Genomic DNA, 23,070 nt, shown 5'->3' with positions numbered 1-23,070 from the left:
TACGGAGAGTCCATCGTCCAATCTGCGAGCGACATTCTGCACAAAAATCGTCACCGAAAATTGGGCACCTCAAGTGAACCCTTCCTAGGGTGCTCTCATGGACAAGAAAATTTTAGCCGCAACTCTCCTGCAGGCGCTGGCCATGGCTCAACGCGAAGGACGCTCCGAGACACTCGATTCGCTGGTCGAGAAGCTGCGCGTTCGCCGCCGGGATGTCCGCGGCACGCTGACCCTGCTCCACCGCCAGGGCATGCTGGACGTGCTCCACATGCGACTCACGCTCTCCGGGTTCGCCATCGGCTCGGCGCTCATCGGAAAGACGCTGCCGGCGCTCCGGGCCGCGCCGCGGGCTTCCACCGCGGCGGCGTGAGCCAGCGCCGCGCTGCACGCCACGCGCGGTGAGGGCGGCGCGCGAGCTTCCAGAGCTCGCCACGCGCCCCCCGCGCGACGCCGCATCCTAGGCCTCGACGAGGCCCGCTCGCACCGCGAGGCGGGTCAGGTCGGCCACGCTGTGCGTCGCCACCTTCGCGCAGAGCCGCGCCCGGTGCGTCTCGACCGTCTTCACGCTGATCGAGAGCTGGACGGCGACCTCCTTCGCCGAGAGACCCATCGCGAGCAGCCGGAGCACCTGCCGCTCCCGGTCGCTCAGCGCGGCCACAATGTCGCCGCGGGCGGCGCCGTCGCGCCGCTGGAGCGCGCGCACCATCGCGGCGCTCACGTCCGGCGATACGGCCGTGCGCCCCCGGACGACGGTGCGCAGCGCCTCCACGAGATCGGCGAGCCGGCTCTGCTTCGACAGATATCCATCGGCTCCAGCCCGCATCGCCTCGGCGACCCGGAACTCATCGCGGTGCATCGAGAGCACGATGACGCGGAGCTCCGCGATGCCCTTGAGCTCCCGGATGAGGTCGACGCCGCTGCGGTCGGCGAGGCCGAGCTCGATCACCGCCACCTGACAGCGGTGGACCTCCTGCGCTCGGAGCGCCTCCTGCCCGCTTGCAGCCTGAACGACCTCGCTCACCCCCGGCTGCGACGTCAGCGCGTACGCCAGCGCTTCCCGGACGACGTTCTGGTCATCGACGAGCAGGATATTCATGTCGAAGTCCCCCCTTACCAAAGGGCCTTGTAACAGACTACTTTGAGCTCCATGAACCTGTTTTCTCGGTAAGGGTTCGCCTGGCGACGGCGATTCGATTCCTGTGGTGCTGGACTGGGCTCCTCGCCGAATCGCCTTGGACGAGCGCAGGAGAGAAATCGACGTCGGGACGATGGTCCTGGAGCGTCGTTTCATCCGAGCGGGGCGTTGTGCCTCGGTGGGGACGCACGCGCTCCTGGAGCCTGCAGCCCGCAGCCCGCGCGTCTCGTGACGAGCCCTCGGCAGCCTTCGCCACGGCGGCGCGGGGCCCGCGCTCGATGCCTCTCCCTTGGCCGTTATGTTTGCGGTAGATAGGCATGCCCCATGGCTCGCCCGCGCGGAGCGCTCTTCTCCGGTCTACGACATGACTCGGCCTTCTGGCGCCGCGCCCTCACCGCGGGTGTCACGCGCGGGCCGGACCCCTTGGTGCGCCATAGCCCTCCGCTCTTCGGCGTGATCTTCGCGGCCGCGCTCCCCGAGCTGCGCCGGCGCGTCGAGGAGAACCTCCGCCGCGTTCGCGGGCCGCGGTCGCGCCTCATCGACCTGCTCGACAGCAGCGCGGTGTTCGCCGCCTACGGAAGCTGCATCACCGAGGCGCTGCTGCTCGCGAGCGATCGCGGGTACACGGTGGTGCGGCGCTCCCGGGGCGTCGAGCACTACCACGCGTGCGCCGCGGCAGGCCGGGGGGTCATCATCGTCACCGCGCACACAGGGGGCTGGGACATCGCCGGCCAGATCCTCGGCGTTGTGCACCCGGCGGGCGTCATGCTGGCGATGCAGCGGGAACGGGACGCCGAGGCGCGCGCTATCCAGGATGCGGCGCGGCAGCGCGCTGGTGTCCAGGTGGTCCACATCGGCGAAGGGCCGCTGGACGCCCTGCCGCTCCTCAAGCACCTGCAGCGAGGCGGCGCGGTCGCGATACAGATCGATCGCGCGCCGCCCGGGATGCGCAGCCGGGAGGTCACGTTCCTCGGCGGCCGCTGGCGAGCGCCCGAGGGGCCGATCGCGCTCGCCGCGATGAGCGGCGCGCCGATCTTGCCCGTCTTCACGCACCGCCTGGGCTTCCTCGACTACGAGGCGGTCGTGGCGCCGCCGATCCGGCTCGCCCGCCGGGCGACCGAGGAGGAACGGGACGCGGCGGCGGCCGAGATGATGGGCGCCCTGGAGCGCTTCGTCCGGGCTCACCCGACGCAGTGGTTCCACTTCTCTGGCGACGGCCCGGTCGCGCCGGCCGAGGGCGGGGCGGGTTGAGCTGAACAGCGGAGAAGGCAGCAAGTGGACCGATGAGCGCAAAGCACGCAAAGGAGGAGAGAAGGATACGAGCCGAAAGAACGCCGGAGACATCGAGAGCAGAGATTCCTCTCCGTCTCCCCTTGGCGCCTTTCTCTCTTGTTCCAGGGGCGCCTTGCGCGGCGCGGGCGCTGCTCTACAGCGGCCCTTCGGTCAGCCCGTGGACGAATTGCCTCACGCGCGGGTCATCGCTCGCCTTCGCTTCTGCGGTGGTGCCGTCGAAGATGAGCCGTCCGCGGTAGAGCATCCCCACCCGGTCGGTGACCGTGAGCAGCCGGTCGAGATCGCTCGAGACCATCACCACGGTCGCGTTCATCGCCCTCTGCTCGGCGCGGAGCAGGTCGAAGATGCGCTGCGACGTGACCGGGTCGAGGCCGGCCGCGGGCTCGTCGTAAAGGACGATCTCGCCGCGCGCGATCGTGGCGCGGGCGACGCCCACGCGCTTCTTCTGGCCGCCGGACAGCCCCGCCGGTGTCCGCCCCTCGAAGCCCGCGAGAGAGACCGCGCGGAGCCGCTCCGCGACCCGCTCCTCGATCTCGTCCTCGCTGAGATCGTAGAGGCGGCGCAGAGGGAACGCGATGTTCTCTCCGACGGTCATGTAGTCGAACAGCGCGTTGTTCTGGAACAGCATCCCGAACTTGAGGCGGAACGTCTGGAGCTCGAGCTCGCTGAGCGCGTGGACGTCCTTCCCATCGACGAGCACGCGCCCGTGATCCGGCCGCAGGAGCCCGGTGATCATCTTGAGCAGCACGCTCTTGCCCGAGGCGCCCGGCCCGATGAGCCCGTAGAGGCAGCCGGCCGGCACGTCGAGGTCGACGCCACGGAGGACCGGCATGCCCCCGAAGCTCTTCGTCAGCTGCTCGATCTGGATCATCGGTCGCGTGGACACGGTCGCCGGGGAGGGGCGCCCCGGCCTCGTCGTTCGGCGGGGGAGGGGCGCGCCGGTCTCCTTTACTTGAAACTCGTCCGGGCGACGTCGAGCCGCGGGTGGGAAGGGAACGACATCCCGCGGATCTGCCCGGAGATGCACGAAGCGATGCTCGGGTTCGACGGGCTCGTCGTGACGGTGACCCCCACGGCGCGGCCGTTCTGCACCGCGGCGCAGACGTTCACCTCCATGCTCGACGGCACGTTGCACGCATTCAGGTACGTGCCGCGGTTCAGGACGTTGCCGTAGGCGCCCGCCGTGAGATCGGGCGCGCCGTTGTTGCCTATCTTGTATTCCTCGACGTAGCGCGCCTGCGCCGCCTCACAGCTCAGGCCGCCGCCGAGCGTCGGGTAGCTGCCGCCGCCGGCCGGCCGCGCCCCGCCCCCGGCGCGCCCCGTCTTACCGCTGCCGAGGCCGGCGTCGACCTCGATCGCGACGCGGTCGGTGGCGCCCTGCACCGCGAGCTCCTGCTCCTTGTGGCTGCGCTCGCGGTACCACCAGCCCGCGCCCGCGGCGAGGATGACGCCCATCAGGGCCAGACCGAGCAGCGCCTTGTACTGCGTGCCCTGCTTCTCGGCCGACACGACGGCGTCGAGCGCGCGCTTCTCCTGAACGATGTCCCGGTTCAGCTTCGCCTGCTCGGCGAACGGGGCGAACTCCTCCCAGTCCTGGATCGCGCGCTCCTCCGCGGAGAACGTGTCGCGCAGCACCTGATCCCCCGTGAAGGAGCCGGACGCGATCTGCTGGAGCAGCTCCACGGACGAGAACGGCCCATGGTCCATGCCGTCCTTGATGACGACGTACCGCGGCCGCGGATCGGACTCGAGGGCGGCCTTGAGATCCGCGAGCTTGCGGGTCGGATCGTTGCCGTGCAGGCGCTGCGGCTGGTTGACCGGGATGGCGACCGCGAACGGTCCGTCCCCGGAGACCGCCTGGATCCTCGGCACGGACGGCGCCGACGGGACGCGCGCTTCCTCCTGGTGCCCGGTCGGCGGCATCATCGAGAGGTTGACGTCGACCTCGAACTCGCCGTCGGCATCGAGGTGCGACGTGTCGGCGCTCGGGGGCTGCTCCGACGCGGTCGGGACGATCTGATAGAGCGCCTGCGCGAGGGCGGCGAGATCCGCCGGGCGGTGCTTCGGATCGGCCACGAGCGACTTGCCGAGCACCGTTTCCAGCGCGGGCGGCAGGTCCGGGATCACGTCCGCCGGACGCCGCATCCCGGGGCCGACGCTGCTGTTCGTGAGCATCTCGTAGAGGATGGCCCCGATCGCGAAGACGCTCGCGCGCGCGTCGCCCTCGTTGCCCTTGCGCTCCTCGGGCGCCAGGCAGGCGCGGTCGCGCGGCAGGAGCGGAGGGGTGTGGGCGAGCTCCTCGATCAGCTGGATCGTGCCGTTCGCGCCGTGACCGAGGCTCGAGGGGTGCACGAACATGGTCCGCCCCTGCGCGTGCAGCTCGTGCAGCTGGGTGCAGAGCGGCACGGCGAGGCCGATGGCCTCGCGGATGTCGAAGCGGCGACCGGTCGCGCGGCGCGACTCCATCTCGGCGCGGAGCGTGCCGGCGGGGATGGACATTCCGGCCGGCAAGGGTGTGAGCAGGGGCTGAACCTGAGAAGACATCGGGGACGAACACTACGACAACACGCCGGGTCCGCTCAACGCCGCACCGCAACGTTGCAGTGTCGACGTGCGGCGAAGCCTGGCGCGAACGTGGGACGAGCAGTGACGGCGTGCGCTTGCGGCGTCAGCGTCCGTCAGCGCGCGTTCAGCGCGCGTTCAGCGCGCGATTGCGCTGGTCTGCGCCTGCTGGTGTCGGTCAGCGTCCGTGCGCGTCCGTCGGCGCGCGTTTGCGTGCGTCTGCGTCCGGGTGCGGCGGCCGGCGTCCGTCAGCGCGCGCTGGTGTCGATCTGCGTCCGGGGGCGCTCAGCGGTCTCGGGCGGCGGCGTCCGCGCCGAGCGCCAGGACGTGCCCTGCGAAGAAGCGGAGCAGGTCGGTCTCGCGCGACTTCGGCCAGCGCGCGTGGTTGATGGCGCCCTTCTTCGCGGAGCAGCGGTTCCGGAGTGCGCAGTGGGGCTCGTCCCTGCTGGCCTCGTCGAGGCGCAGGAACGAGGTGTTCGCGGAGAGCGCGTCGCGCGCGCGCAGCCATCGCTCGACCGACTCACACGGGAACATGTCGTCGCACGCGCGGTAGACGGCCATTGCGGGCGGGGGAGGGCCGGGGCACGCCCACTCGGCGGGCGGCGCGTCGCTGCCGAAGGTGGCGAACGCCGCGACGCGGTCCGCGCGCATCATGGCGTACGTCGCCGCCATGTGGCCGCCGTAGGAGCCGCCGAGCGCGTAGATGCGCCGCCTGTCGACGAGCTTCTTCTCGAGCAGCTGGTCGACGAAGGCGTCGACGGTCACGACGTCGACGTTGCCCTCGCCGGTGAACTCGACGTCGAACGGCGCGGTCGCCGTGTACATCTTCGTGCCGCGCTCGCGCTCGGCCTGGCTCGGCGTCTTGAACGCGCGGCCCTGGGGCGCGAGCACGATGAAGCCCGCGTGGGCGGGGTCGCCGGTCAGGTTCCACGTGGCGCCGAGCTTGCGCAGGCCCGTCTCCTTGTCGACGCTCGTCGGGTTGTCGCCGTCGGCGTGGAAGAAGACGATGAGCGGCAGCGGCGCGCGCGTCTCCACGCCGCTCGGCGCGATCACGCAGGCGTAGCGGGGCGATCCTTCGGCGTCGCGCGTCTCCAGCACCTGGGCGCCGCGGCAGGGCGGCCTGCCGAGCGTCTTGCGGAGCTCTCGTCCGGGGCGCCCCTGCTCGGCGACGCAGCTCCCTTCGCTGGGCGGCCTCGCCTCGGGCGGCTTCGTCGGCGGCGCGGCCGCGCTGGCCGGACCGGCCGCGCGGGCGCCCGCGTCCTGCCGGGCCGCCGAAGGCCGCGGCTGCCCGCCATCGGCCGCGGCTGCGCCGGCGTCCTGCTCGAAGACGCCGAGCAGGTCGCCGCCGTCGACCCCCGACGAGGGCGTGGAGCACGCCGCCGCGAGCCACGCCGCGGCGCCGGCGAGCAGAGCACGGCAGTGCCGGACGCCGGGAAGGTCCAGCGTCGAGGTTCGGTACGGGCGGCGCCGGGGCTGGGGTTGAGGCACGCGCGCACTGTAGTACGTACAGCTGTCGCGCTGAACCGGCCGGCATGGCTCGACGGGTCGATCCGGGACGCGAGCCGAGGTACGCTGGACACCCCATGGCGCATCCCACCCAGGACATCCTCGCTGCCGCCCTGTCCCTTCCTGAAGGAGAACGCCTCAGGATCGCGTCGGAGCTGCTCGCCAGCGTCGAGGAGCCGTACGACGACTCTTGGAACGCTGCGTGGCTCGAGGAGCTCGAGCGCAGGGAACAGGCCGTGCGCGATGGGGGAAGCGGGGGGGACGCGTGGTCCGAGGTTCGGGCGCGGGTCCTCGCGCGACTGGGCGCTCGTTGACCCGGCCGATCATCGTTCGCGTCGACGCGCGGGCGGAGCTGGAAGAAGCTGCGAGCTGGTATGAGAGTCGCCGTCCTGGGCTCGGGGTCGAGTTCGTGACAGCCATCGAGGTTGCCCTCGACGCGATTGCCGAGGCGCCCGAATCATGGCCTCGATGGCAGGCTGGCTACCCCTACCGAAAATATGTTCTGCGCCGTTTCCCTTTTGTCGTGTTCTTCACGGCCGAAGGCGCTGGGATCCAGATCGTCGCGTTCGCTCACGCGAAGCGGCGGCCCGGGTACTGGATACGACCTTCGAGCCAGTGAGCGGCCTCGCGATCTCCACCCGATCGCAGCCCTGTGCTCAAATGTCCCGCTGGCAACGAGCCGAGCGCGGTGCGCGTTGAAGAGGGAAGAGGCGCGCTCCACGCAGCCTGACTCTTCCTGCGATGGATATCGTTGTTCCCTGGCAACAAGAAGAACCGCTCTTTCGGCACGTGGAGCCACGCGAGCGTCGTTTCCACGAACTCCGTCGCTGGCCCGTACTCCTCCGGGGTTCCGTGGTCGGCGACATCGCCCGTGAAGCAGACGAGATCGATCGGTACCCCATCCTTCACGGGATCATCGAGGTTCCTCTCCCACGCCTCACCGATCACGCGCCGCCGGGGCCAGCCCTCCGTTGCGCGCGGTCCGCGCGTGTAGAGATCCGAGATGTAGAGGACGCGCAGCCTGTGCTCGCGCTGATGGCCCATGCTCGCTCCGACGGGGGCACATTGGCCCCTTGTCTGGACACAGTCAGAAGGAGCGGGTCGCAGGGGAGTCAGGAAGTGCTAGCGGAGGCGATCCGCTCGAGTTGGAATGCGGCGAGGCGCCCTCGGTGGGCGATCTGTGTAATCTGAATTGCTTTAGAGTGTTGTCGGCAGGCAAGCGGCAGCAGCCGGAATGCGGCGAGGCGCCCTGGGTGGCGATCGACGTCGATGGCGCTCTCCTTCAACAATTCCGTGGCGAGCGTCGATCCCGATCGGCTCACGAACCGCGAGACCGTGCCCGACGTGACGCAGCCGCGGACGGCCTCGCTCGGTCGCCCGCCCGCCGGTGCGTCGGCTCCGTGCCCGCCGGGGACGAAATCGCGACGGCAGGCGCCGCTGCCTTGCAGGGAGGCCCTTCATGGCTAGGCTGTCCGCGGCCCACCCATGACGCTCTTCGATATCCTCGTCGGTGCCGCGATCGCGGCGGTCCTTGCTTTCCAGGTCTACGTCACCGTGCGCGTCTTCCGGAGCCGCGTCTACGAGCCCAAGCAGAAGGTCTGGCAAGCGCAGCTCGTCTGGCTCCTGCCGATCATCGGCGCCGGCCTGGTGTTCACGATCCTCCAGGAGGAGGACCGGGCCCACCGCGACGCCTCCTCCCATCTCCGGAGCTGAGCCGGCGCCTCCCGGCCGCGCGGCTGCCTCGGGCCACGTGCGGTCGCGTTGAACGGCCGGCCTCGCTCCCTTCTCCGTCCTCTACGCCCATCTGGTCACCCCGGCCCCTCCCCAACGCGGGGGGACCGGTGGACCTGGGACGATCGAACAGGAAAATTAGGTTTCACCCTTCGGTCCAGCGGCCCCGTGCGCTATGGCTCAGGGAGCATGGCGGACGACGTCTTCGGCATCGTCGGGACCACGCAGGCGGGTAATTTCCACGTCGAGCAGGTGGTCGCGGAGGGAGGGTTCGGCGTGGTGTACCGCGCGCTCCACGCCGGCTTCCGCGCGCCTGTCGCCTTGAAATGCCTGAAGGTGTCCGAGGCGAAGACCCCGCGCGAGCGGCAGCTCTTCCTCGAGAAGTTCCGCGAGGAGGCCCAGCTGCTCTTCCGGCTCTCGGCCTCGATCCCGGAGGTCGTCCGCCCGCTCCACGTCGACGTGCTGCACCTGAAGCGAGGGGAGTTCGTCCCCTTCCTGGCCCTCGAGTGGCTGGAGGGCGAGTCGCTCGACAAGGTCATCGATCGACGGAGGCTCAAGGGAGAGCCGCCGATCCCCCTCCACAGGCTGATGAAGATGATGCGCCCCATCGCGCAGGCGATCGCGCGCGCGCACCGCTTCCCCAGCCCGAACGGCACGGTGTCGATCATCCACCGCGACCTCAAGCCCGAGAACATCTTCATCACGACGCAAGAGGGGACGGAGCGCCTCAAGATCCTCGACTACGGCATCGCGCAGGCGAAGACGCTCGCCGAGCAGGCGGTCGGACGGGTGACGAACGGCGACCCGCTGAACGCGTTCTCCCCGGCGTACGGCGCCCCGGAGCAGTGGGCGCCGAAGCGGTTCGGGCAGGCGGGAACTTGGACCGACGTCTGGGGTCTCGCGCTCACCATGGTCGAGGCGCTCGTAGGGCGGCAAGTGATCGACGGCGAGGCGCAGGCGATGATGGGGACGGCGCTCGACGTGAAGCGTCGGCCCACGCCCCGGGCCGAGGGCGCCAACGTCCCGCCGGAGGTCGACGCGGTGTTCGAGCGCGCGCTCGCGGTGAGCCCGCGCGACCGTACGCGCGACATCGAGGCCTTCTGGACGGAGCTGGAGGCGGCGATGGGGCTGCCGTCCACGTTCGGGCGGACGTCTGCGCAGGACGACGCGTACTCCGTCCCGCCGCCGCCGTCGTCGTCGATGCGCGCGGCCCCGCAGGTCAAGCGCGCCGCGCACGTGTGGCTCGACACGCCCAGCGACGCCGGGTCGCTCGAGCTCGATCTCGACGTGGCCCCGGCCTCGATGCGCGCGCCGAGGGGAGGGCGCCGCGAAGGCCCTGCGAGCAGCGTGCGCCCGCCGCCGCCCTCGGATTCGGCCGGGCTCGAGATGGACCTCCCCGAGGCGCCGCAGAGCCCGCACAGCAGAGGCATGGGCGCGCTCGTCCCGGAGAGCGTGCCGACGAGCGCGCGAGGTCGCGCCGGCTTCGCGGAGGCGACGCCCGTGGGCGCGCTCCCGCGCGGCGGCGGGATGGAGAGCGCCGCGCCGAGCATGCTCGCGCGCGGGGGCGGGATGGGCGGGATGATCGAGAGCACGCCGCCGCTGGAGATGGCGCTCAGCGTCGCGCCACGCACGACGACGTCGGTAGCGCCGGCCGCGGTGCGCTCGCTGTCGGACATGCCGTCGAGCAGGTACCGGCCGACGGCGCGTCCGCCGGCGGACGCGCGGCCGCGCCCGCCGGATCCGAAGCCGCTCACCGGGCCGACGCTCCTCCAGCAGCTCGCGCTGCCCGTGGTCTGCATCGTGTTCGCGTGCGTGGTCACGGTGGCCGACCTCATCATGAAGCAATCGGGCGAGGCGCTGAGCTTCGGCCCGGTACGCTCGTTCTGGGTGGCCGGCGTGCTGCTCCTCTTCGGCGTCGGGCTGTTCTTCTGGCGCATGCTCGGAGATGCTGGAGATGCCTGAGCTGACGCACGGGAGCGCCGCCGCGGGCGAGCGCGCCGATCAGAGCGTGTCAGCCCGCTTCACGCGGCTGATGAACGCGTCGACCTCGCGGTGGGGCGTGCTCACCGATCCGCCGCTCGTGGCGCTCGCCTCCGGCGTCTTCCTGCTCCTCTTCCTCGGGGCGCTCGGCCGCGACGCGGGCCCCGAGGTCGCGCGCGCGCTCGGCGTCCTCGTGTTCGCGCCCATCTCGGTCGCGCTCGTCGTCAGCGTGGCGCTGCGCGGCGCGCGTCGCGCGGTCGTCGCGTGGCTCGCGCGCCAGCCGTTCCCGGTGGAGAACCTGAACGCCGTGCTGAACGGCCTGGGCGAGGCGCTGGAGGTCACCTTCGTCGGCGCGGCGCCGGAGGCGGCGGAGCTCAACGTCGAGCTCGACAAGGTGCACCCGGACGCGTTCGTGACGGGGGGGGTCGAGGACGCGCGCACGCTGGACATCCGCATCGGCGTCGTCGACTCGAAGCGCAATCCGGCCGCGACGAACCACCAGCGCTACGCGCGCGTCCGCGAGCTCGTCGAGCGCGTGCTCGTGCCGCTCGCGGAGCGCTACCCGATCCAGGTCGTCCGGGTGAAGTGAGCGCGCGCCGGACGCGCGCTTCCAGACGGCGGGGCGCCGTGCGGTCGTCGCGCGCGCTCGCGCGGGCGCTTGCCATGCCGCCCCGTTCCCCTGCTATCGTCGCGGCCCATGACCGCCTCGACCTCCGAGAAGCTCTTCTCCGATCTGGAAGCGCGGGGCATCACCCGCGCGAAGATCGGCGGGTTTGACATCGACGGCATCCTCCGCGGGAAGTACGTCTCGCTCGAGAAGCTGAAGAGCGCGCTCAAGAGCGGCTTCGGCTTCTGCGACGTCATCTTCGGCTGGGACATCGCCGACGTCCTCTACGACAACGCCAAGGTCACCGGCTGGCACACCGGCTACCCGGACGCGCACGCCGTCCTCGATCCGAGCACGCAGCGCGACATCCCGTGGGAGCCGGGGACCGTCGCGATGCTCGCCGACTTCCGCGACGAGCGCGGCGGCCCGCACCCCGCGTGCCCGCGCTCGCTCCTCCGGAGCGTCATCGCGAAGGGCGAGCGGATGGGGTTCTCGGCGAAGTTCTCGTGCGAGTTCGAGTTCTTCCTCTTCGAGGAGACGCCGCGCTCGCTGCACGAGAAGCGGTTCGCCGGCCTGACGCCGCTCAGCCCCGGCATGTTCGGCTACTCGTGGGTCCGCGAGGGGCAGAACAAGAAGCTCATGGCCGCCATCCTCGATCAGATGCAGGCCTTCGACGTCGAGATCGAGGGCCTGCACACCGAGACCGGCCCGGGCGTGTACGAGGCGGCGATCCGCTACGACGACGTGCTCCGCGCCGCGGACAAGGCCGCGCTCTTCAAGGTCGCCATGAAGCAGATCGCCCACGAGCACGGCCTCGCGGTCACGTTCATGGCGAAGTGGAACGCCGAGCTCCCCGGATCGAGCGGGCACCTGCACCAGAGCCTCTGGAAGGACGGCCGCAACGTCTTCGAGGACGCGTCGTCGCCCGATCGGATCCCGGCGGCGCTGCGCCACTACGTCGGCGGCCAGATCGCCCTGATGCCCGAGCTCACGGCGATCTACTCGCCGACGATCAACGCCTACAAGCGGTACGTGCCCGGCGTCTGGGCCCCGCTCACCGCGAGCTGGGGCGTCGAGAACCGCACGGCCGCGATCCGCCTCATCGGCCTCGGCACGCCTGGCGCGCGCGTCGAGTACCGGCAGACGGCCGCGGACATCAACCCGTACACCGCGATGGCCGCGTGCCTCGGCGCGGGGCTCTACGGCATCGAGCACGGCGTCGAGCCGCCGGCGCAGGCCTCCGGAGACGCGTCGTCCGCCGAGTCCTCGCGCTTGTCGCTGCCCCGTACGCTCGCCGACGCGACCCGGATGCTCGCGGGCAGCAAGATGGCCCGCGAGATCCTCGGCGAGAAATTCGTCGAGCACTATGTCCTGACGCGCGACTGGGAGGTGCGGCAGTACGAGCGCGCGGTCACGGATTGGGAGCTGAAGCGTTACTTCGAGGCGGTGTGATCATGAGCCAGTTCACGGTTTGGAGCTTTCCCACACGCATCCTCTTCGGCGCCGGCGTCGTCGAGCAGACAGGCGCCGAGGCGCGCCGGCTCGGCGCGGCGCGGGCGCTCGTCGTCACGGACAAGGGCGTCGTCCGCTCGGGGCTGCTGGAGCCCGTCGCCGCGTCGCTGCGGAAGGAGGGCCTCGAGGTCGCCGTCTTCGACGACGTCCTCGGCAACCCCATCGAGAAGAACGTGCACGACGGCGTCGCCGCGTTCCGCGCGGCCCGCGCCGATCTCGTCGTCGCCCTCGGGGGCGGCTCGCCGCTCGACGTCGGCAAGCTCGTGCGCCTCGGCGTGAACCACGATCGGCCGCTCGTCGACTACGACGACGCCACGGGCGGCGATCGCTTCATCACGCCCGACGTGCCGCCGATGCTCGCGATCCCCACGACGGCCGGGACCGGCAGCGAGGTCGGCCGCTCGGGCGTCGTGACGCTCGACGTGAACCACCGGAAGACGGTGATCTTCTCGCCGCACCTGCTCGCGAACGCCGCGTTGCTCGATCCGGTGATGACGCGGTCGATGCCGGCCTTCCTCACGGCGGCGACGGGCTTCGACGCGCTCACCCACTGCATCGAGGCGTACGTCGCGAAGGGCGATCACCCGATGGCCGACGGGATCGCGCTCGAGGGGATCCGCCTCGCCGCCGCGCACCTCGCGCGGGCGGTCACGCACGGCGACGACCTCGAGGCGCGCGGCGGCATGATGAAGGCGGCGATGATGGGCGCCGTCGCGTTCCAGAAGGGGCTCGGCGCGTGCCACTCGCTCGCGCACCCGCTCTCGAGCGAGTGCGGCCTGCACCACGGCCTCGCCAACGCCCTCTGCCTCCCGCCGGTCGTCGAGTTCAACGTCGCCGCGGCCGGGCCGCGCCTCGCGCGCGTCGCGGCCCTGCTCGGCGCCCCCGAGGACGCCGCCGCGTGCGCCGACGCCATCCGCGCCCTGCGCGCCCGGATCGGGCTCGCGGCCGGCCTCGAGAAGGCGGGCGTCCCCCGCGACAAGCTCGACGCGCTGGCCGATCTCGCCGCTCAGGACGCGTGCCACACGAGCAACCCGCGCCCCTGCTCGCGCGACGATCTCCGCCATCTCTACGAGGCCTCCTTCGCGAGCTGATCGCGCGCGCATGCCCCGGGCGCGCCGCGCGCCTCGGGGCGGACGCAGGCGCGACCCGAACGCGTCGCCGCCGCGGAAGGATCGCGCCGGCGAGCGTTCACCGTGACGGGATCATGGTCATTTCCCGGCGTCCAGCGGGCCCTTGGGCGTCGGGCTACCGCTGGCCGACAATGGATAAATGCGGTACCAGGGGTGCACGATGACCGTCACCTCCACCGAGCGCACCGCGCGTCCAGCGACATGCCAAATGTTCGAGACGCCGCTCATCGAGCGGTTTTCGCGGATCCATCCGATCACGCCGTTCGTCTTCTGGCTGCCGGTCTACAGCTATCTGGGCGTCCGCGCCGCCCGGCATGGTGTCGGCCTCCTGACCGGGCTCGGGCTCGTGCTGGTCGGCCTGTTTCTATGGACGTTGGCCGAGTACGTCCTGCACCGATACGTGTTTCACTACGTCGGGCCGCGCCTGTGGCAGCGCCGGATGCACTTCGTTCTCCACGGGGTGCACCATGATTTTCCGCAAGATGCCGACCGGCTGGTGATGCCGCTCGGCGCGAGCATCCCCCTCGGCATCGCGTTCTACACGCTGTTCCGCGTCGTCTTTGGGCCTGTTCCGGCGGATCCACTGTTCGTCGGCTTCGGCCTCGGATACCTCGTGTACGACGGGACGCACTATGCCATTCATCACTTCCGGATGAGCTCGCGCTGGGGGAAGTGGATCAAGCGCCATCACATGGTCCATCACCACACGGGAGAAAATGCCCGGTGGGGCGTGTCGTCGCCGCTCTGGGACTGGATCTTCGGCACGATGGGCACGTCGCAGGCGGGAAAAGGCAGCTGAGCCGGAGAGCGGCGCGCTCCGGTGCCGATCATCGACAGGGCGGGAATGGGCCCCGAGCGCGGCAGGTTGAGGGGCCATGAATCGGTCGCGCCCGGATGCTCGCGCCTGCGCGGGAGATGCTGCGCAGCGGCGCCGCGCGGGGCCGCGCGGCCGCGACAGCGTGGCGCCCGCACAGGCTCAGGCGCGCGGCGGATGGATAGGCGCGACGCGCGGACCGAGGAGGTCGCGGCGCATCGGGGGGCTCACGGCGAGGAGGTCGTGCCGGGAGGAACGAGCCCTGCCGCGGGCGATGCGCTCGCCGCAGGCAGCCGCCTCATGGCGCCCGCATCGAAGGTGCGGAGCGTGTTGCGCCCGCAGTAGGGGCACAACCACGCCACGTCGAACCGGTCGAGGTGAGCGTTGATGCTGTGCGCCGGCGCGAGCTCCTTGTCGGCTTCACCGGCGGCCGACCGGCCGCGGGGACTCCGGGTGGCCCACCCGGCGGTGACGTGCCGGTGCTCGTCCAGGGTGGCTGACAGGCTTGCCTGGCACTCGCAAGGAGTGGAGATGAGAAACCGACTCATGCGTGACCGTCCTTCGTAGATGTTTCCGTAGACCTTGCTGGCATGCCGCGTCGCGGCGTGGCTGCGAACCGAGACGAACGAGAACCAAGACGAACGAGAACCAAGAACCGGCGACGAGGAAAGAAGCGCGCCCTCATATAAAGGTTGGTCAGTTTGAGCTCAAGGGGTGTTAGCCTGGGGCACGGTTGCCCTGGTGTAGCTGAGGAAGGGGAGTCCATGACCGTTCGACGTGCACCTCGTGAGCGCGAGACGCCGCCCTCGGGCAGGTTGCAGGTCGTCGAGGCCCGCCGGCCTGGGCCGCGCTCGGTGCGCGGCTTCAGGATCCTGCTCGCGCACGACGCCCGCGCCGCGACATGCGACGCGCTCGCCCGTGCGATCGAGGGTGCGCTGACGAACGTCGAGATCGTGGACGCCTCGTCGATCGACGACGCCCTGCTCGCGTCGGCGACCGAACGGTTCGACGCGTGCCTCGTCTGCCTCGATCTTCCGCCGGCCCCGCTCGGCGGCGCGCGCCTCGCGAGCGAGCTCGTGGACAGCAACCACCCGGTCGTGCTCGTCACGCGGAGCCTGCGCTGGCTGCCGCCGGACAGGCCCATCCTGCACGAGCTGCCCTGGATCCCGCCGGACGCGGGCACGATCGAGATCTCCAGCGCGATCGCGGCGGCGACCAGCGACTGCGACAGCGCCATCCGCGCGCGCTCGCCGCTGCCGGGTGAGACGCTCGACGCGTCTGCGCTCCGCGCGCGCGCGCGCCGGTAGCGCCGCGGCTGGGCGTGGGCCGCTGGCGGCGCGGCTGGGCGCCAACGGCGCGGCTTGGAACGAACGTGGAGCGCGCGCCGAGCCCCGGCGCCCGTCGAACCAGGCGAAGACGTGAAGGCGCGAAGGCGCGAAGACGTCGGGATCGAAAACGAAATGAAGGGGTTGCTAAGCGGCCCCGGATTCGGTAGAAGCTTCCTCCACCTCGCGCGGGACTAGCTCAGTTGGTAGAGCATCAGCTTCCCAAGCTGAGGGTCGCGGGTTCGAATCCCGTGTCCCGCTCCGAGGATCGCCGACCCCCTTTTGCGCTGGCGATCCTCCTGCACTTCGGGTGCTTCGAGGTCGAGGGACGGCTCGCGTTGGAGCGCCGTTTCAAACGGCGTTTCCTGATCGAGCGGCGTCTCGGACGGCGCTTCGTGCCGAGCCCGAGCGACGGCGCCCGCTGAGCGGAGGCTGCGCTCCCGCGGCCGGGCAGCGCTCGCTGCGCGAGACGGACGCTCTCTGGGGGCGCACGACGCTCGAATGGGGGCCGATCCCGCTGCGCGGACAGCGGTGCCCGACAGCATGGGGAACACCAGGAGGTGTTCATGAAGGATGGCCGGCGCATCGCGCTGAACGCGGCGCTGATGCTCCTGAAGCAGGCGATCATGGCCGTCCTTGGCGTCGTGTTCGTCGGCTATCTCGCGCGGAAGGTGGGGGTCGCCGCCTGGGGGGAGTTCCAGGCGTCGCTCGCGATCGCGGGGATCGTCACGATCGCCGCCGGCGTCGGGGTGAGGGGATATCTGGCCCGGGAGGTCGCCGTGAAGCCCGAGCTCGGGCCGCGTCACCTCGGCGCAGCGCTCGCCATCCGGGGCGTGACCGGGACGGTGGTGCTCGGCGCGACCGTGGCCGTCGTGCTGGCGACGCGCTCGGGGCTCGGCGCGCAGCTCATCGTGCTCGCCGCGGCTTCCCAGCTCGCGACGCTGCTCTACTCGACCATGTGGCTCTCGTTCGAGGCCCACGAGCGGTTCCAGTACATCCTGTACGCGGAGCTCGGCGCGCGGCTGTTCGTCATCGCGCTCTCCGCCGCCTTGCTCGCGCTCGGCTTCGGCGTCGTCGCCGCGGCCGCGGCGTTCCTGCTCGGCAACGTGCTGGAGCTCGCCATCACCTCGCACTATCTCCGCTCCCGCCTCTACCGGCCCGAGCTCACGACGCCCTCCGCCGAGCTCTGGCAAATCGCGAAGCTCAGCCTGCCGATCGGCGCGCTCGGGGCGCTCTCGAGCGCGCTGCTCCAGATCGACCGCGTCATGCTCCGCGCCCTCTGCGACGAGAAAGCCGTTGGGGTCTTCAGCGCCGCCTGGGTGCTGAGCGAGAACTTCAGGATGCTCCCCGACGTCCTGCTCGGCGCCGCCTTCGCGGCGGGCATGCGCCTCTACGTCCAGGATCGCGACGCGTTCGGGCGCCTCTACGGCGGTTGCATGCTCGTCGCCGCGCTCTTCGGGCTGCCCGTCGCCGCCGGCATCTTCCTGCTCGCGCCGGACGTCATCCAGCTCGTCTACGGAGGGGCGGGCGACTACGCCCCGGCGGCCGACGTCCTCCGGATCCTCGCGTGCGGCGTCCCCGTGACGTTCGCGTTCCAGGTCGTGACGCTGCCGCTGCTCGCGGCGAAGCGCGAGGTCGCGATGGTGAAGCTGCTCGCGGTGGCGCTCGTCGTCGACGTCGCGCTGAACCTGCTCCTGCTGCCTCGCTACCGCGCCATGGGCGCCGCGTGCGCGACGCTGGCCGTGAGCGCCGGCGCGCTGATCGCGTCGTGGGGCATCTCCGCGCGCTGGGCCCACGTCGTGCAGCTCGGCCGCATCCTCGCGGTCCTCGCCGCGACCGCGGCCATGGTCACCGCGGCCTACGTCGCGCGCGTCCTCGCGGGCATGTGGGCGTCGATCGCGGTGGGCGTCGCTGTCTACGCCGTCCTCCTCCTCGCGTTGCGCGTCGTCTCCTTCCGTGAGCTGCGCGCGCTGCTCGCGCGCCGCGTCCGCGCCTCACCGGCCACCGTGGCCTGACCTGCGTTCCATCGCGGGCGGGCCCGGCGCTGCGCGCGCTCCTCTACGCCGCTGTGTGGAACACGGGGCCATCGAGTTTTCCGCATTTTCCGCCGGGAGCAGCGCTCGCCGCGGGTCTCTGCGGCTGCCGACATGCGCTCTCATCCGGCGGGATCCACGCAGGACCGCGCGACGCCCATGGCTCGGAGGTGACGGTGCCGCGGCACTTTCCGTGGCATGCAGCGTGAATAGCGAAGGCGCGATGTGGCGGCGCGGGCAAGTCCGGGGGCTGGCCGGGGTGGGGCGACTCCGGCAGTGGATGGCGCGGCGGCCGTCCTCGCTTCGCGCGTTCGGGATGCCGGCGCGGAGCGAGGGGGGCGCGGCAGAGCTGCCGTGGAGGGGTCGAGAGATGGACCTGCCCATGGGCGACGGCGGCTATGCGTTGCTCGCGCGCCTGTCGGCGGGCGGCATGGCGGAGCTGTTCCTCGCGTGCCGGCGCGGGCCGGCAGGTATCGCCCACCCCGTCGTCGTGAAGCGCCTTCGGCCCGAGGCGAGGCGCGATCCGTCGATCGTGCGGATGTTCCTCTGGGAGGCCTGGATCAGCGCCCGGCTTCAGCACCCCAACGTGATCCGGTTCCACGACTTCGTCGTTCACGAAGGACGCCATCACCTCGTGATCGAGTACGTCCCGGGCTGCGATCTGGCCGCCGCGGCGCGCTCTCTCTTCGCGGAGGGGCGGCCGTTCCCGCTCGAGGCGGCCATCGAGATCGGCCTGGGCGTGCTGCGGGCGCTCGGGCACGCGCACGGGCTCCGCGACGACGGCGGGAAGCTCGTCGGTCTCGTGCACCGCGACGTGAGCCCGCAGAACGTGCTCCTCTCGCTCGAGGGGGAGATCAAGCTCATCGACTTCGGCGTCGCGCAGATGACGGCGATGAGCAGCGCGGAGGACGCCGACCCCTTCGGCTCCCCGTGCTCGTCCGACGACGCGGCCCCGTCGAGCGGCGGCGGCACGGTGAAGGGCAAGCTCGGCTATGTGGCGCCCGAGCAGCTGCGCGGGCAGAGGGTCGACGCGCGGGCCGATCTCTTCGCGGTCGGCGTGATCCTCTTCGAGCTGCTGACGGCGCGTCGCCTGTTCCACCGCAAGGACGACGGCGCGACGATGGGCGCGGTGCTCTCCGGCGAGGTGCCGGCGATCGCGCCGCTCCGCCCCGCGTGCCCGGCGCTGCTCGAGGAGGCGATCCGGCGCGCGCTCGCGCGCGATCCCGAGGGCCGCTTCGAGACCGCGGCGCAGATGGAAGAGGCGCTCGCCGAGGTGCTCGCCTCGCTGCGCCGAGCGCCGAGCGGCGGCGACGAGCCGAGCTCGAGCGAGCGCGGGCTGCTCGCGGGCCAGGAGATCGCCGCGCTCGTGCGCGAGGTCGCGAGCGGGCGCGATCGGCACCGGTCGCTGCTCGTGCGGGGCTGCCGGAGATCCGCCGGGTCTCGCGGGCGCACGGGCGCGCGGCGGACCGCCGCAGGCCGCTCAGGGGACGATCGCGGCGAGGTGACGCCGACGCTGCGCGGGACGGACGCGCGCCCATGTGCGCCGGAAGAAGGGAGCGAGCGCAGCGAGGCCAGGAGCGCCGTCACGCCGCACTGGAGGGACGCGCGTCCGCTGCGGCGCGTTCGACTCCTTCCCTGGCTCGTGATCGCGGCGGTGACCTTCGCCGCCGGGGCGCTCGCGGGCAGGGCGATCGGCGCGTTCGACGGCGGCGTTGCGCCGGCGAGCGGCGGCGCGCCCCGCGAGTGACGAGCGTTCCAAGGCCGGCGCCGCAGCGCGGAGAGCCGTGAGCCCGCGGAGATCCCCATTCGGCGCCGCAGTTGTGAGTCGTCGAACGAGAACGGCCGTTGGCGTTGGCGCGGGTAGCGACGGGCTCGCTAGCCTTGTCCGCCCTGATGCCCGTCCGGAATCTCCTGAGCCGTTCTCTCCCGATCGCTGCGCTGGCCGTCTCCCTCCTCGCGAGCTCCACGGGCGGGAGCGCGCTGCCGCGCACGGTCGCCCGTGATCCGGCGGAGCCGACGGAGCTCGGCGCGGCCATCGAGCGGCAGCCCGTCTGTGTCGGCTCGACGGTCGCGAGCGCGGGCGAGCTCGGCGACGTCCTGTACTACCGCAGCTCGATCGGAGAGCGCGGCGAGGTCTCCGTCGGCTATTACGCGTTCTTCTCGGAGGAACGGCCGTGGGGCAACAACTGGCTGACCTGGACCGTGCTGCCCGCGCTCGCCGTGGACCTCGTCTACACGCACGCTCTGCTCTTCGCTCCGGGAGTCCAGCGCGCCGTCTACGGCAAGGGCGATGTCGAGGGGTTCAGGATCGTCTACAGCGTTGGCGACGGGGGGCGGCTCACCGCGGAGCGCGGCGCAGCGGACGGCGGCGATCACGGCGATGTGCGGCTCGAGCGCTCGGATCTGCTCTCGGTCGATCCCGAACGCCCTACCGTCTACTCGCGGTGGTGGAGCCACCAGCTCGGCGGGCGGGGTGCTGGGCCGGGCGATCTCGTCTATCACCGCTGCTACGGCGCGGGCGCCATCCGGCCGCTGCCGCCGGACGTCGCGCTCGATTTCCGCCTGGATCGGCGCGCCGCGCCGGCCCGCGTGGTGCCCGCCGCCGCGCTGCTCGGGCAGCTCTCTGCCTCGCGGCGGGGCGAGCCCGTCGATGGTGGGAGCGATCAGGGCCTCATCGTTCGCCGGCCGATCGTCGCGTTGTAGATGGCGAGGATGACGATGGCGCCCAGGATCGACGTGAAGAAGCCGCCGCTCGACTGATACGACGGATAGAGCCCTATCGCCCGGCCGATGAAGCCGCCGAGCAAGGAGCCGGCCACGCCCAGCAGCGCTGTGACCACGAAGCCACCCGGGTCGCGGCCAGGGGTCAGCAGCTTGGCGATGACGCCGACGATGAGGCCAAACAGGATCCACAACAGCACGGACATGGTTCGCTCCTCTCGACACCGCGTGACGCCGAGGGCCGTCCTCCCGCGTCGACGCGGAGGCCAGCGTCCAGCGTTTCGCCCGGCGCCAGCATCTGCGCCAGCGTCTGCAGACGACGTGCCGCGCGCGGTGAGCTCCGTTCGCACCGCCATGAAGCGGAGACCCGGTGGCCAGCGTGAACTGCGTCGCCATCAGGCGCGCTGCGCTGGGCATCGGCTGTACATCGGCGCGCAGCGGCGCGGGCGGGATCGAGGATCGCGGCGCGCTCGGCGCGCTCCTGGCGCGGGGTGAGCGCTTCGTTCGCACCGCGCGCGCCTCGGCCCTCGCCGTCGGTCTGCTTCGTATCGTTCCTCGAGCGCTCCGAGCCCGATCCGGGCGTCGCGTGAGCGGGCGCGGGCGCGTCTCCCGCGCCCGTCGGCCCGCCGTGCCCCGGGGCGTACCCGGCGTGCGGCCCGGCTGGGGCGTTCACCGCGGCGGTCCCGCAGGGCAGGTGGGGTCCGGCTCTGGCGCGCGCGCCGGCCATGCGCGTCCCTCGGCGGTCGGGGGCGCCTCGCCCTCGCGCTCCGGCGATGGCGAGGTGAGCGTGGCGAGCGCCGCGCCTGCAGCGTTGAAGAGCAGGCACAGCGATCCGCCGAGCACCGTGGCAGCGACGGTGCCGATCACGACCGGCGCGAGACGCCCGCGCCGACGCCGGTGGAGCGCGACCAGGCTCCGCGATCCGCAGGAGCGGTGCGCTCGAAGCAAGGAGAGCGGCTCGATCGCCGCGTCGAGCGCCGGTGCGCGCTGGGCGCTGGCCGGAGCGTGCGCGGGAGGCGGCGCCTCGGTGGGCGGGGGTGCCGCGTCCACCGGCGGCGCGCCGGCCGGCGCGGGGGGCGAGGCCGTCTCGACGAGCGCAGCCGGGAGACAAGGCGTGGAGCGGTGGCCGACCCACGTTGGAGCGGACGACTCGTCTCGCTGCGTGGTCGGCGGAGAGCCGGGGCGATCGAGGTGCGCGCTCTCCGGCAGAGACGGCGAGCGATAGCCCACCCACGTCGAGGCTCCCGCCGAGCGCGCCGTGGCGGCGTCCTCCGCGGAGGACCTCCGACGCGACGAGGACGCCGTCGCTGGGCGCCCTCCCTCCGAGGGGCGCGGAGAGCCGCTGACCGCGGCGTGCTCGTCGGCGGCGGAGCGCGCCCGGCGAAGCGCGATGTGCCCGAGCGCCTCGCGCAGCGCGCGCGCGCTCTGCGGGCGGTCCTCTGGATTTTTGCGCAGGCACTGGAGGATCAGCGCCTCCAGATCCGGATCGAACGCCGGATGGAGCGCGCTCGGTCGGGGCGGCGGGGACTCGACGTGCGCGGCGGCGAGCGCGACGGGCGTCGGGCGCTCGAAGGGGAGCCGCCCCGTGGCCATCTCGAAGAGCAGCACGCCGCACGCGTAGACGTCGCTCCGCGCATCGACAGCCTGCCCTGCGGCCTGCTCCGGGCTCATGTAGGCCGGGGTTCCGATGACGAGCCTGCCGTTGTCCTCGTCGGGCACGGGGAGCAGGGGCGAGCCGCCGAACGCGCCGGATCGGTCGTCGTGGAGCAGCTTCGCCGTCCCGAAGTCGAGGAGCTTCACCTGCTCGAACGGCGCCCCGTCGTCGTCGAAGCGAGGCACCAGGCGGATGTTCTCGGGCTTGACGTCGCGGTGGATGACCCCCGCATCGTGCGCGTGCTGCAGCGCGGAGCACAGCTGGCGCATGATCGAGACGATGCGCTCCGGGGGCAGGATCGGCGTGGCGTTCAGGAGGTCGATGAGGTCCTCGCCGTCGAGGTGCTCGGTGACCAGGTACCAGAGGCTGGGCGGCTCCGCCTCGTGTCCGCCGGCGTTCGCCCCGAGCGCGCCGTGCAGGCTCACCGGCTCGCAGCCGAAGTCGAGGACGCGCACGATGTTCGGATGATCGAGCCGGCTCGCCGCGAGCGCTTCGACATGGAACCTCAGCACGGCGTCTCCGGCGCGGACGCCGCCGGAGCGCGACCTCTCTTCGGAGCGCGACCTCTCGCTCACGCCGCTCGAGCCTCGATGGCCGGCTCCCTCGCCGCGCGGCGACGCGGCGACGCGCGTCGTGCAGACGCGGTGGCTCGCTCTGCCGCCCACGCGCGGCGCGGCGACGCGCTCGTGGATGACCTTCACCGCGCACGCGCGCCCGAGCCCGAGGTGCCTCGCGCGGTAGACGCGCCCCATCGCGCCGGCGCCGATCATGTGCTCGACGAGGTACCGCCCCCCGAGAAGGCGTCCCCTGAGGAATCGCTCCGAGGACGGGAGTCCCGCGTCGAGGGGCGCGGAGGAGCGGAGGCAATCCATGGCGCGTTCCACGCAGCAGAATGGGTGCCATCGCGCTGTGCGGACGGTTCACAGGGGCCGCGAGGCGGAGCGTCGGGCGCGGCCGCGCCGCGGGCGCCCTGCGCCGGCGCTCGCGGCGCTGGGCCGAGCGGCCAGCTCGCCGCGCGCGTTTCGCGAGGGAAAGCGCCGCCTACGCCCGTGCAAGGGCGCCGCGAG

The 23,070-nt window shown here is 71.9% G+C and carries 22 protein-coding genes and 1 tRNA gene; 15 read left to right on the top strand and 8 right to left on the bottom strand.

Annotated elements, in window-relative coordinates:
- Nucleotides 1-142: 142 nt before the first annotated feature.
- The gene (locus POL72_RS31010; protein ID WP_272099868.1) at nt 143-370 is read left to right on the top strand and encodes a hypothetical protein; all 228 of its coding nucleotides are present in this window, start codon (nt 143-145) and stop codon (nt 368-370) included.
- An 87-nt stretch (nt 371-457) separates the two neighbouring features.
- Here the strand turns inward: POL72_RS31010 and POL72_RS31005 are convergent, their stop codons facing one another.
- Nucleotides 458-1,096 (bottom strand): response regulator, encoded by a 639-nt coding sequence (locus tag POL72_RS31005; protein ID WP_272099866.1) that lies wholly within the window; start codon nt 1,094-1,096, stop codon nt 458-460.
- A gap of 363 nt (nt 1,097-1,459) precedes the next feature.
- Between POL72_RS31005 and POL72_RS31000 the strand changes: the two genes are divergently transcribed.
- Nucleotides 1,460-2,386 (top strand): lysophospholipid acyltransferase family protein, encoded by a 927-nt coding sequence (locus POL72_RS31000; protein WP_272099864.1) that lies wholly within the window; start codon nt 1,460-1,462, stop codon nt 2,384-2,386.
- Nucleotides 2,387-2,561: 175 nt separating this feature from the next.
- On the opposite strand, the gene POL72_RS30995 is transcribed toward POL72_RS31000, so the two are convergent.
- The 3 genes from POL72_RS30995 to POL72_RS51350 all read right to left on the bottom strand — a co-directional run bounded on the left by POL72_RS30995 (nt 2,562) and on the right by POL72_RS51350 (nt 6,478).
- Complete coding sequence (locus tag POL72_RS30995; protein WP_272099862.1) at nt 2,562-3,299, bottom strand: ABC transporter ATP-binding protein; 738 nt, start codon at nt 3,297-3,299, stop codon at nt 2,562-2,564.
- A 77-nt stretch (nt 3,300-3,376) separates the two neighbouring features.
- The gene (locus POL72_RS30990; protein WP_272099861.1) at nt 3,377-4,927 is read right to left on the bottom strand and encodes a serine/threonine-protein kinase; all 1,551 of its coding nucleotides are present in this window, start codon (nt 4,925-4,927) and stop codon (nt 3,377-3,379) included.
- A 348-nt stretch (nt 4,928-5,275) separates the two neighbouring features.
- A complete protein-coding gene (locus tag POL72_RS51350; protein WP_272099860.1) occupies nt 5,276-6,478 on the bottom strand; it encodes a prolyl oligopeptidase family serine peptidase in 1,203 nt (400 codons plus the stop codon).
- A gap of 44 nt (nt 6,479-6,522) precedes the next feature.
- Here POL72_RS51350 and POL72_RS51910 point away from each other — a divergent pair, with 44 nt between their 5' ends.
- Both POL72_RS51910 and POL72_RS51905 read left to right on the top strand, forming a co-directional pair.
- Nucleotides 6,523-6,810 (top strand): addiction module protein, encoded by a 288-nt coding sequence (locus POL72_RS51910; RefSeq protein ID WP_373372253.1) that lies wholly within the window; start codon nt 6,523-6,525, stop codon nt 6,808-6,810.
- The gene (locus POL72_RS51905; RefSeq protein ID WP_373372252.1) at nt 6,699-7,115 is read left to right on the top strand and encodes a type II toxin-antitoxin system RelE/ParE family toxin; all 417 of its coding nucleotides are present in this window, start codon (nt 6,699-6,701) and stop codon (nt 7,113-7,115) included. The genes POL72_RS51910 and POL72_RS51905 overlap by 112 nt, the downstream gene beginning before the upstream one ends.
- Here POL72_RS51905 and POL72_RS30980 read toward each other — a convergent pair.
- On the bottom strand, nt 7,067-7,540 hold the full coding sequence (locus POL72_RS30980) for a metallophosphoesterase (protein ID WP_272099859.1): 474 nt from the start codon (nt 7,538-7,540) through the stop codon (nt 7,067-7,069). The genes POL72_RS51905 and POL72_RS30980 overlap by 49 nt on opposite strands.
- Before the next feature lie 441 nt (nt 7,541-7,981).
- On the opposite strand from POL72_RS30980, the gene POL72_RS30975 reads away from it, so the two are divergent.
- From POL72_RS30975 to POL72_RS30950, 6 genes are all read left to right on the top strand, one after another.
- Nucleotides 7,982-8,209, top strand: coding sequence for a hypothetical protein (locus tag POL72_RS30975; protein WP_272099857.1), 228 nt, complete (start codon nt 7,982-7,984; stop codon nt 8,207-8,209).
- Between the two features lie 207 nt (nt 8,210-8,416).
- The gene (locus POL72_RS30970) at nt 8,417-10,189 is read left to right on the top strand and encodes a serine/threonine protein kinase (protein WP_272099854.1); all 1,773 of its coding nucleotides are present in this window, start codon (nt 8,417-8,419) and stop codon (nt 10,187-10,189) included.
- Nucleotides 10,182-10,796, top strand: coding sequence for a hypothetical protein (locus POL72_RS30965; protein ID WP_272099852.1), 615 nt, complete (start codon nt 10,182-10,184; stop codon nt 10,794-10,796). The genes POL72_RS30970 and POL72_RS30965 overlap by 8 nt, the downstream gene beginning before the upstream one ends.
- Nucleotides 10,797-10,904: 108 nt before the next feature.
- Complete coding sequence (locus tag POL72_RS30960; RefSeq protein ID WP_272099850.1) at nt 10,905-12,266, top strand: glutamine synthetase family protein; 1,362 nt, start codon at nt 10,905-10,907, stop codon at nt 12,264-12,266.
- Nucleotides 12,267-12,268: 2 nt separating this feature from the next.
- The gene (locus POL72_RS30955; RefSeq protein WP_276597290.1) at nt 12,269-13,417 is read left to right on the top strand and encodes an iron-containing alcohol dehydrogenase; all 1,149 of its coding nucleotides are present in this window, start codon (nt 12,269-12,271) and stop codon (nt 13,415-13,417) included.
- 199 nt (nt 13,418-13,616) lie between these two features.
- Nucleotides 13,617-14,255, top strand: coding sequence for a sterol desaturase family protein (locus POL72_RS30950; protein ID WP_272099846.1), 639 nt, complete (start codon nt 13,617-13,619; stop codon nt 14,253-14,255).
- 242 nt (nt 14,256-14,497) lie between these two features.
- Here the strand turns inward: POL72_RS30950 and POL72_RS30945 are convergent, their stop codons facing one another.
- The gene (locus tag POL72_RS30945; RefSeq protein WP_012236580.1) at nt 14,498-14,818 is read right to left on the bottom strand and encodes a hypothetical protein; all 321 of its coding nucleotides are present in this window, start codon (nt 14,816-14,818) and stop codon (nt 14,498-14,500) included.
- Between the two features lie 216 nt (nt 14,819-15,034).
- Here POL72_RS30945 and POL72_RS30940 point away from each other — a divergent pair, with 216 nt between their 5' ends.
- The 5 genes from POL72_RS30940 to POL72_RS30920 all read left to right on the top strand — a co-directional run bounded on the left by POL72_RS30940 (nt 15,035) and on the right by POL72_RS30920 (nt 20,331).
- Nucleotides 15,035-15,577, top strand: a complete 543-nt coding sequence (locus tag POL72_RS30940; RefSeq protein ID WP_272099844.1) for a hypothetical protein — start codon at nt 15,035-15,037, stop codon at nt 15,575-15,577.
- A gap of 206 nt (nt 15,578-15,783) precedes the next feature.
- Nucleotides 15,784-15,856 (top strand) — tRNA-Gly (locus POL72_RS30935).
- A 305-nt stretch (nt 15,857-16,161) separates the two neighbouring features.
- Nucleotides 16,162-17,610: a flippase gene (locus POL72_RS30930; RefSeq protein ID WP_272099842.1), complete on the top strand. Its 1,449-nt coding sequence runs from the start codon at nt 16,162-16,164 to the stop codon at nt 17,608-17,610.
- A 388-nt stretch (nt 17,611-17,998) separates the two neighbouring features.
- A complete protein-coding gene (locus POL72_RS30925) occupies nt 17,999-19,375 on the top strand; it encodes a serine/threonine-protein kinase (protein ID WP_272099840.1) in 1,377 nt (458 codons plus the stop codon).
- 146 nt (nt 19,376-19,521) lie between these two features.
- Nucleotides 19,522-20,331: a hypothetical protein gene (locus POL72_RS30920; protein ID WP_272099838.1), complete on the top strand. Its 810-nt coding sequence runs from the start codon at nt 19,522-19,524 to the stop codon at nt 20,329-20,331.
- Here POL72_RS30920 and POL72_RS30915 read toward each other — a convergent pair.
- Nucleotides 20,292-20,555, bottom strand: a complete 264-nt coding sequence (locus POL72_RS30915) for a GlsB/YeaQ/YmgE family stress response membrane protein (RefSeq protein ID WP_272099836.1) — start codon at nt 20,553-20,555, stop codon at nt 20,292-20,294. The two genes, POL72_RS30920 and POL72_RS30915, sit on opposite strands and share 40 nt — an antisense overlap.
- Nucleotides 20,556-21,018: 463 nt before the next feature.
- Entirely contained in the window at nt 21,019-22,875 is a 1,857-nt protein-coding gene (locus POL72_RS30910; protein ID WP_272099834.1) for a serine/threonine-protein kinase, read from the bottom strand.
- Between the last annotated feature and the right edge of the window lie 195 nt (nt 22,876-23,070).

Origin of the sequence: Sorangium aterium (genome assembly GCF_028368935.1) — a bacterium.
GTDB lineage: Bacteria > Myxococcota_A > Polyangia > Polyangiales > Polyangiaceae > Sorangium > Sorangium atrum.
Note: the sequence above shows the minus strand (reverse complement) of the source record. Positions and strands in the feature narration are given on the sequence as shown.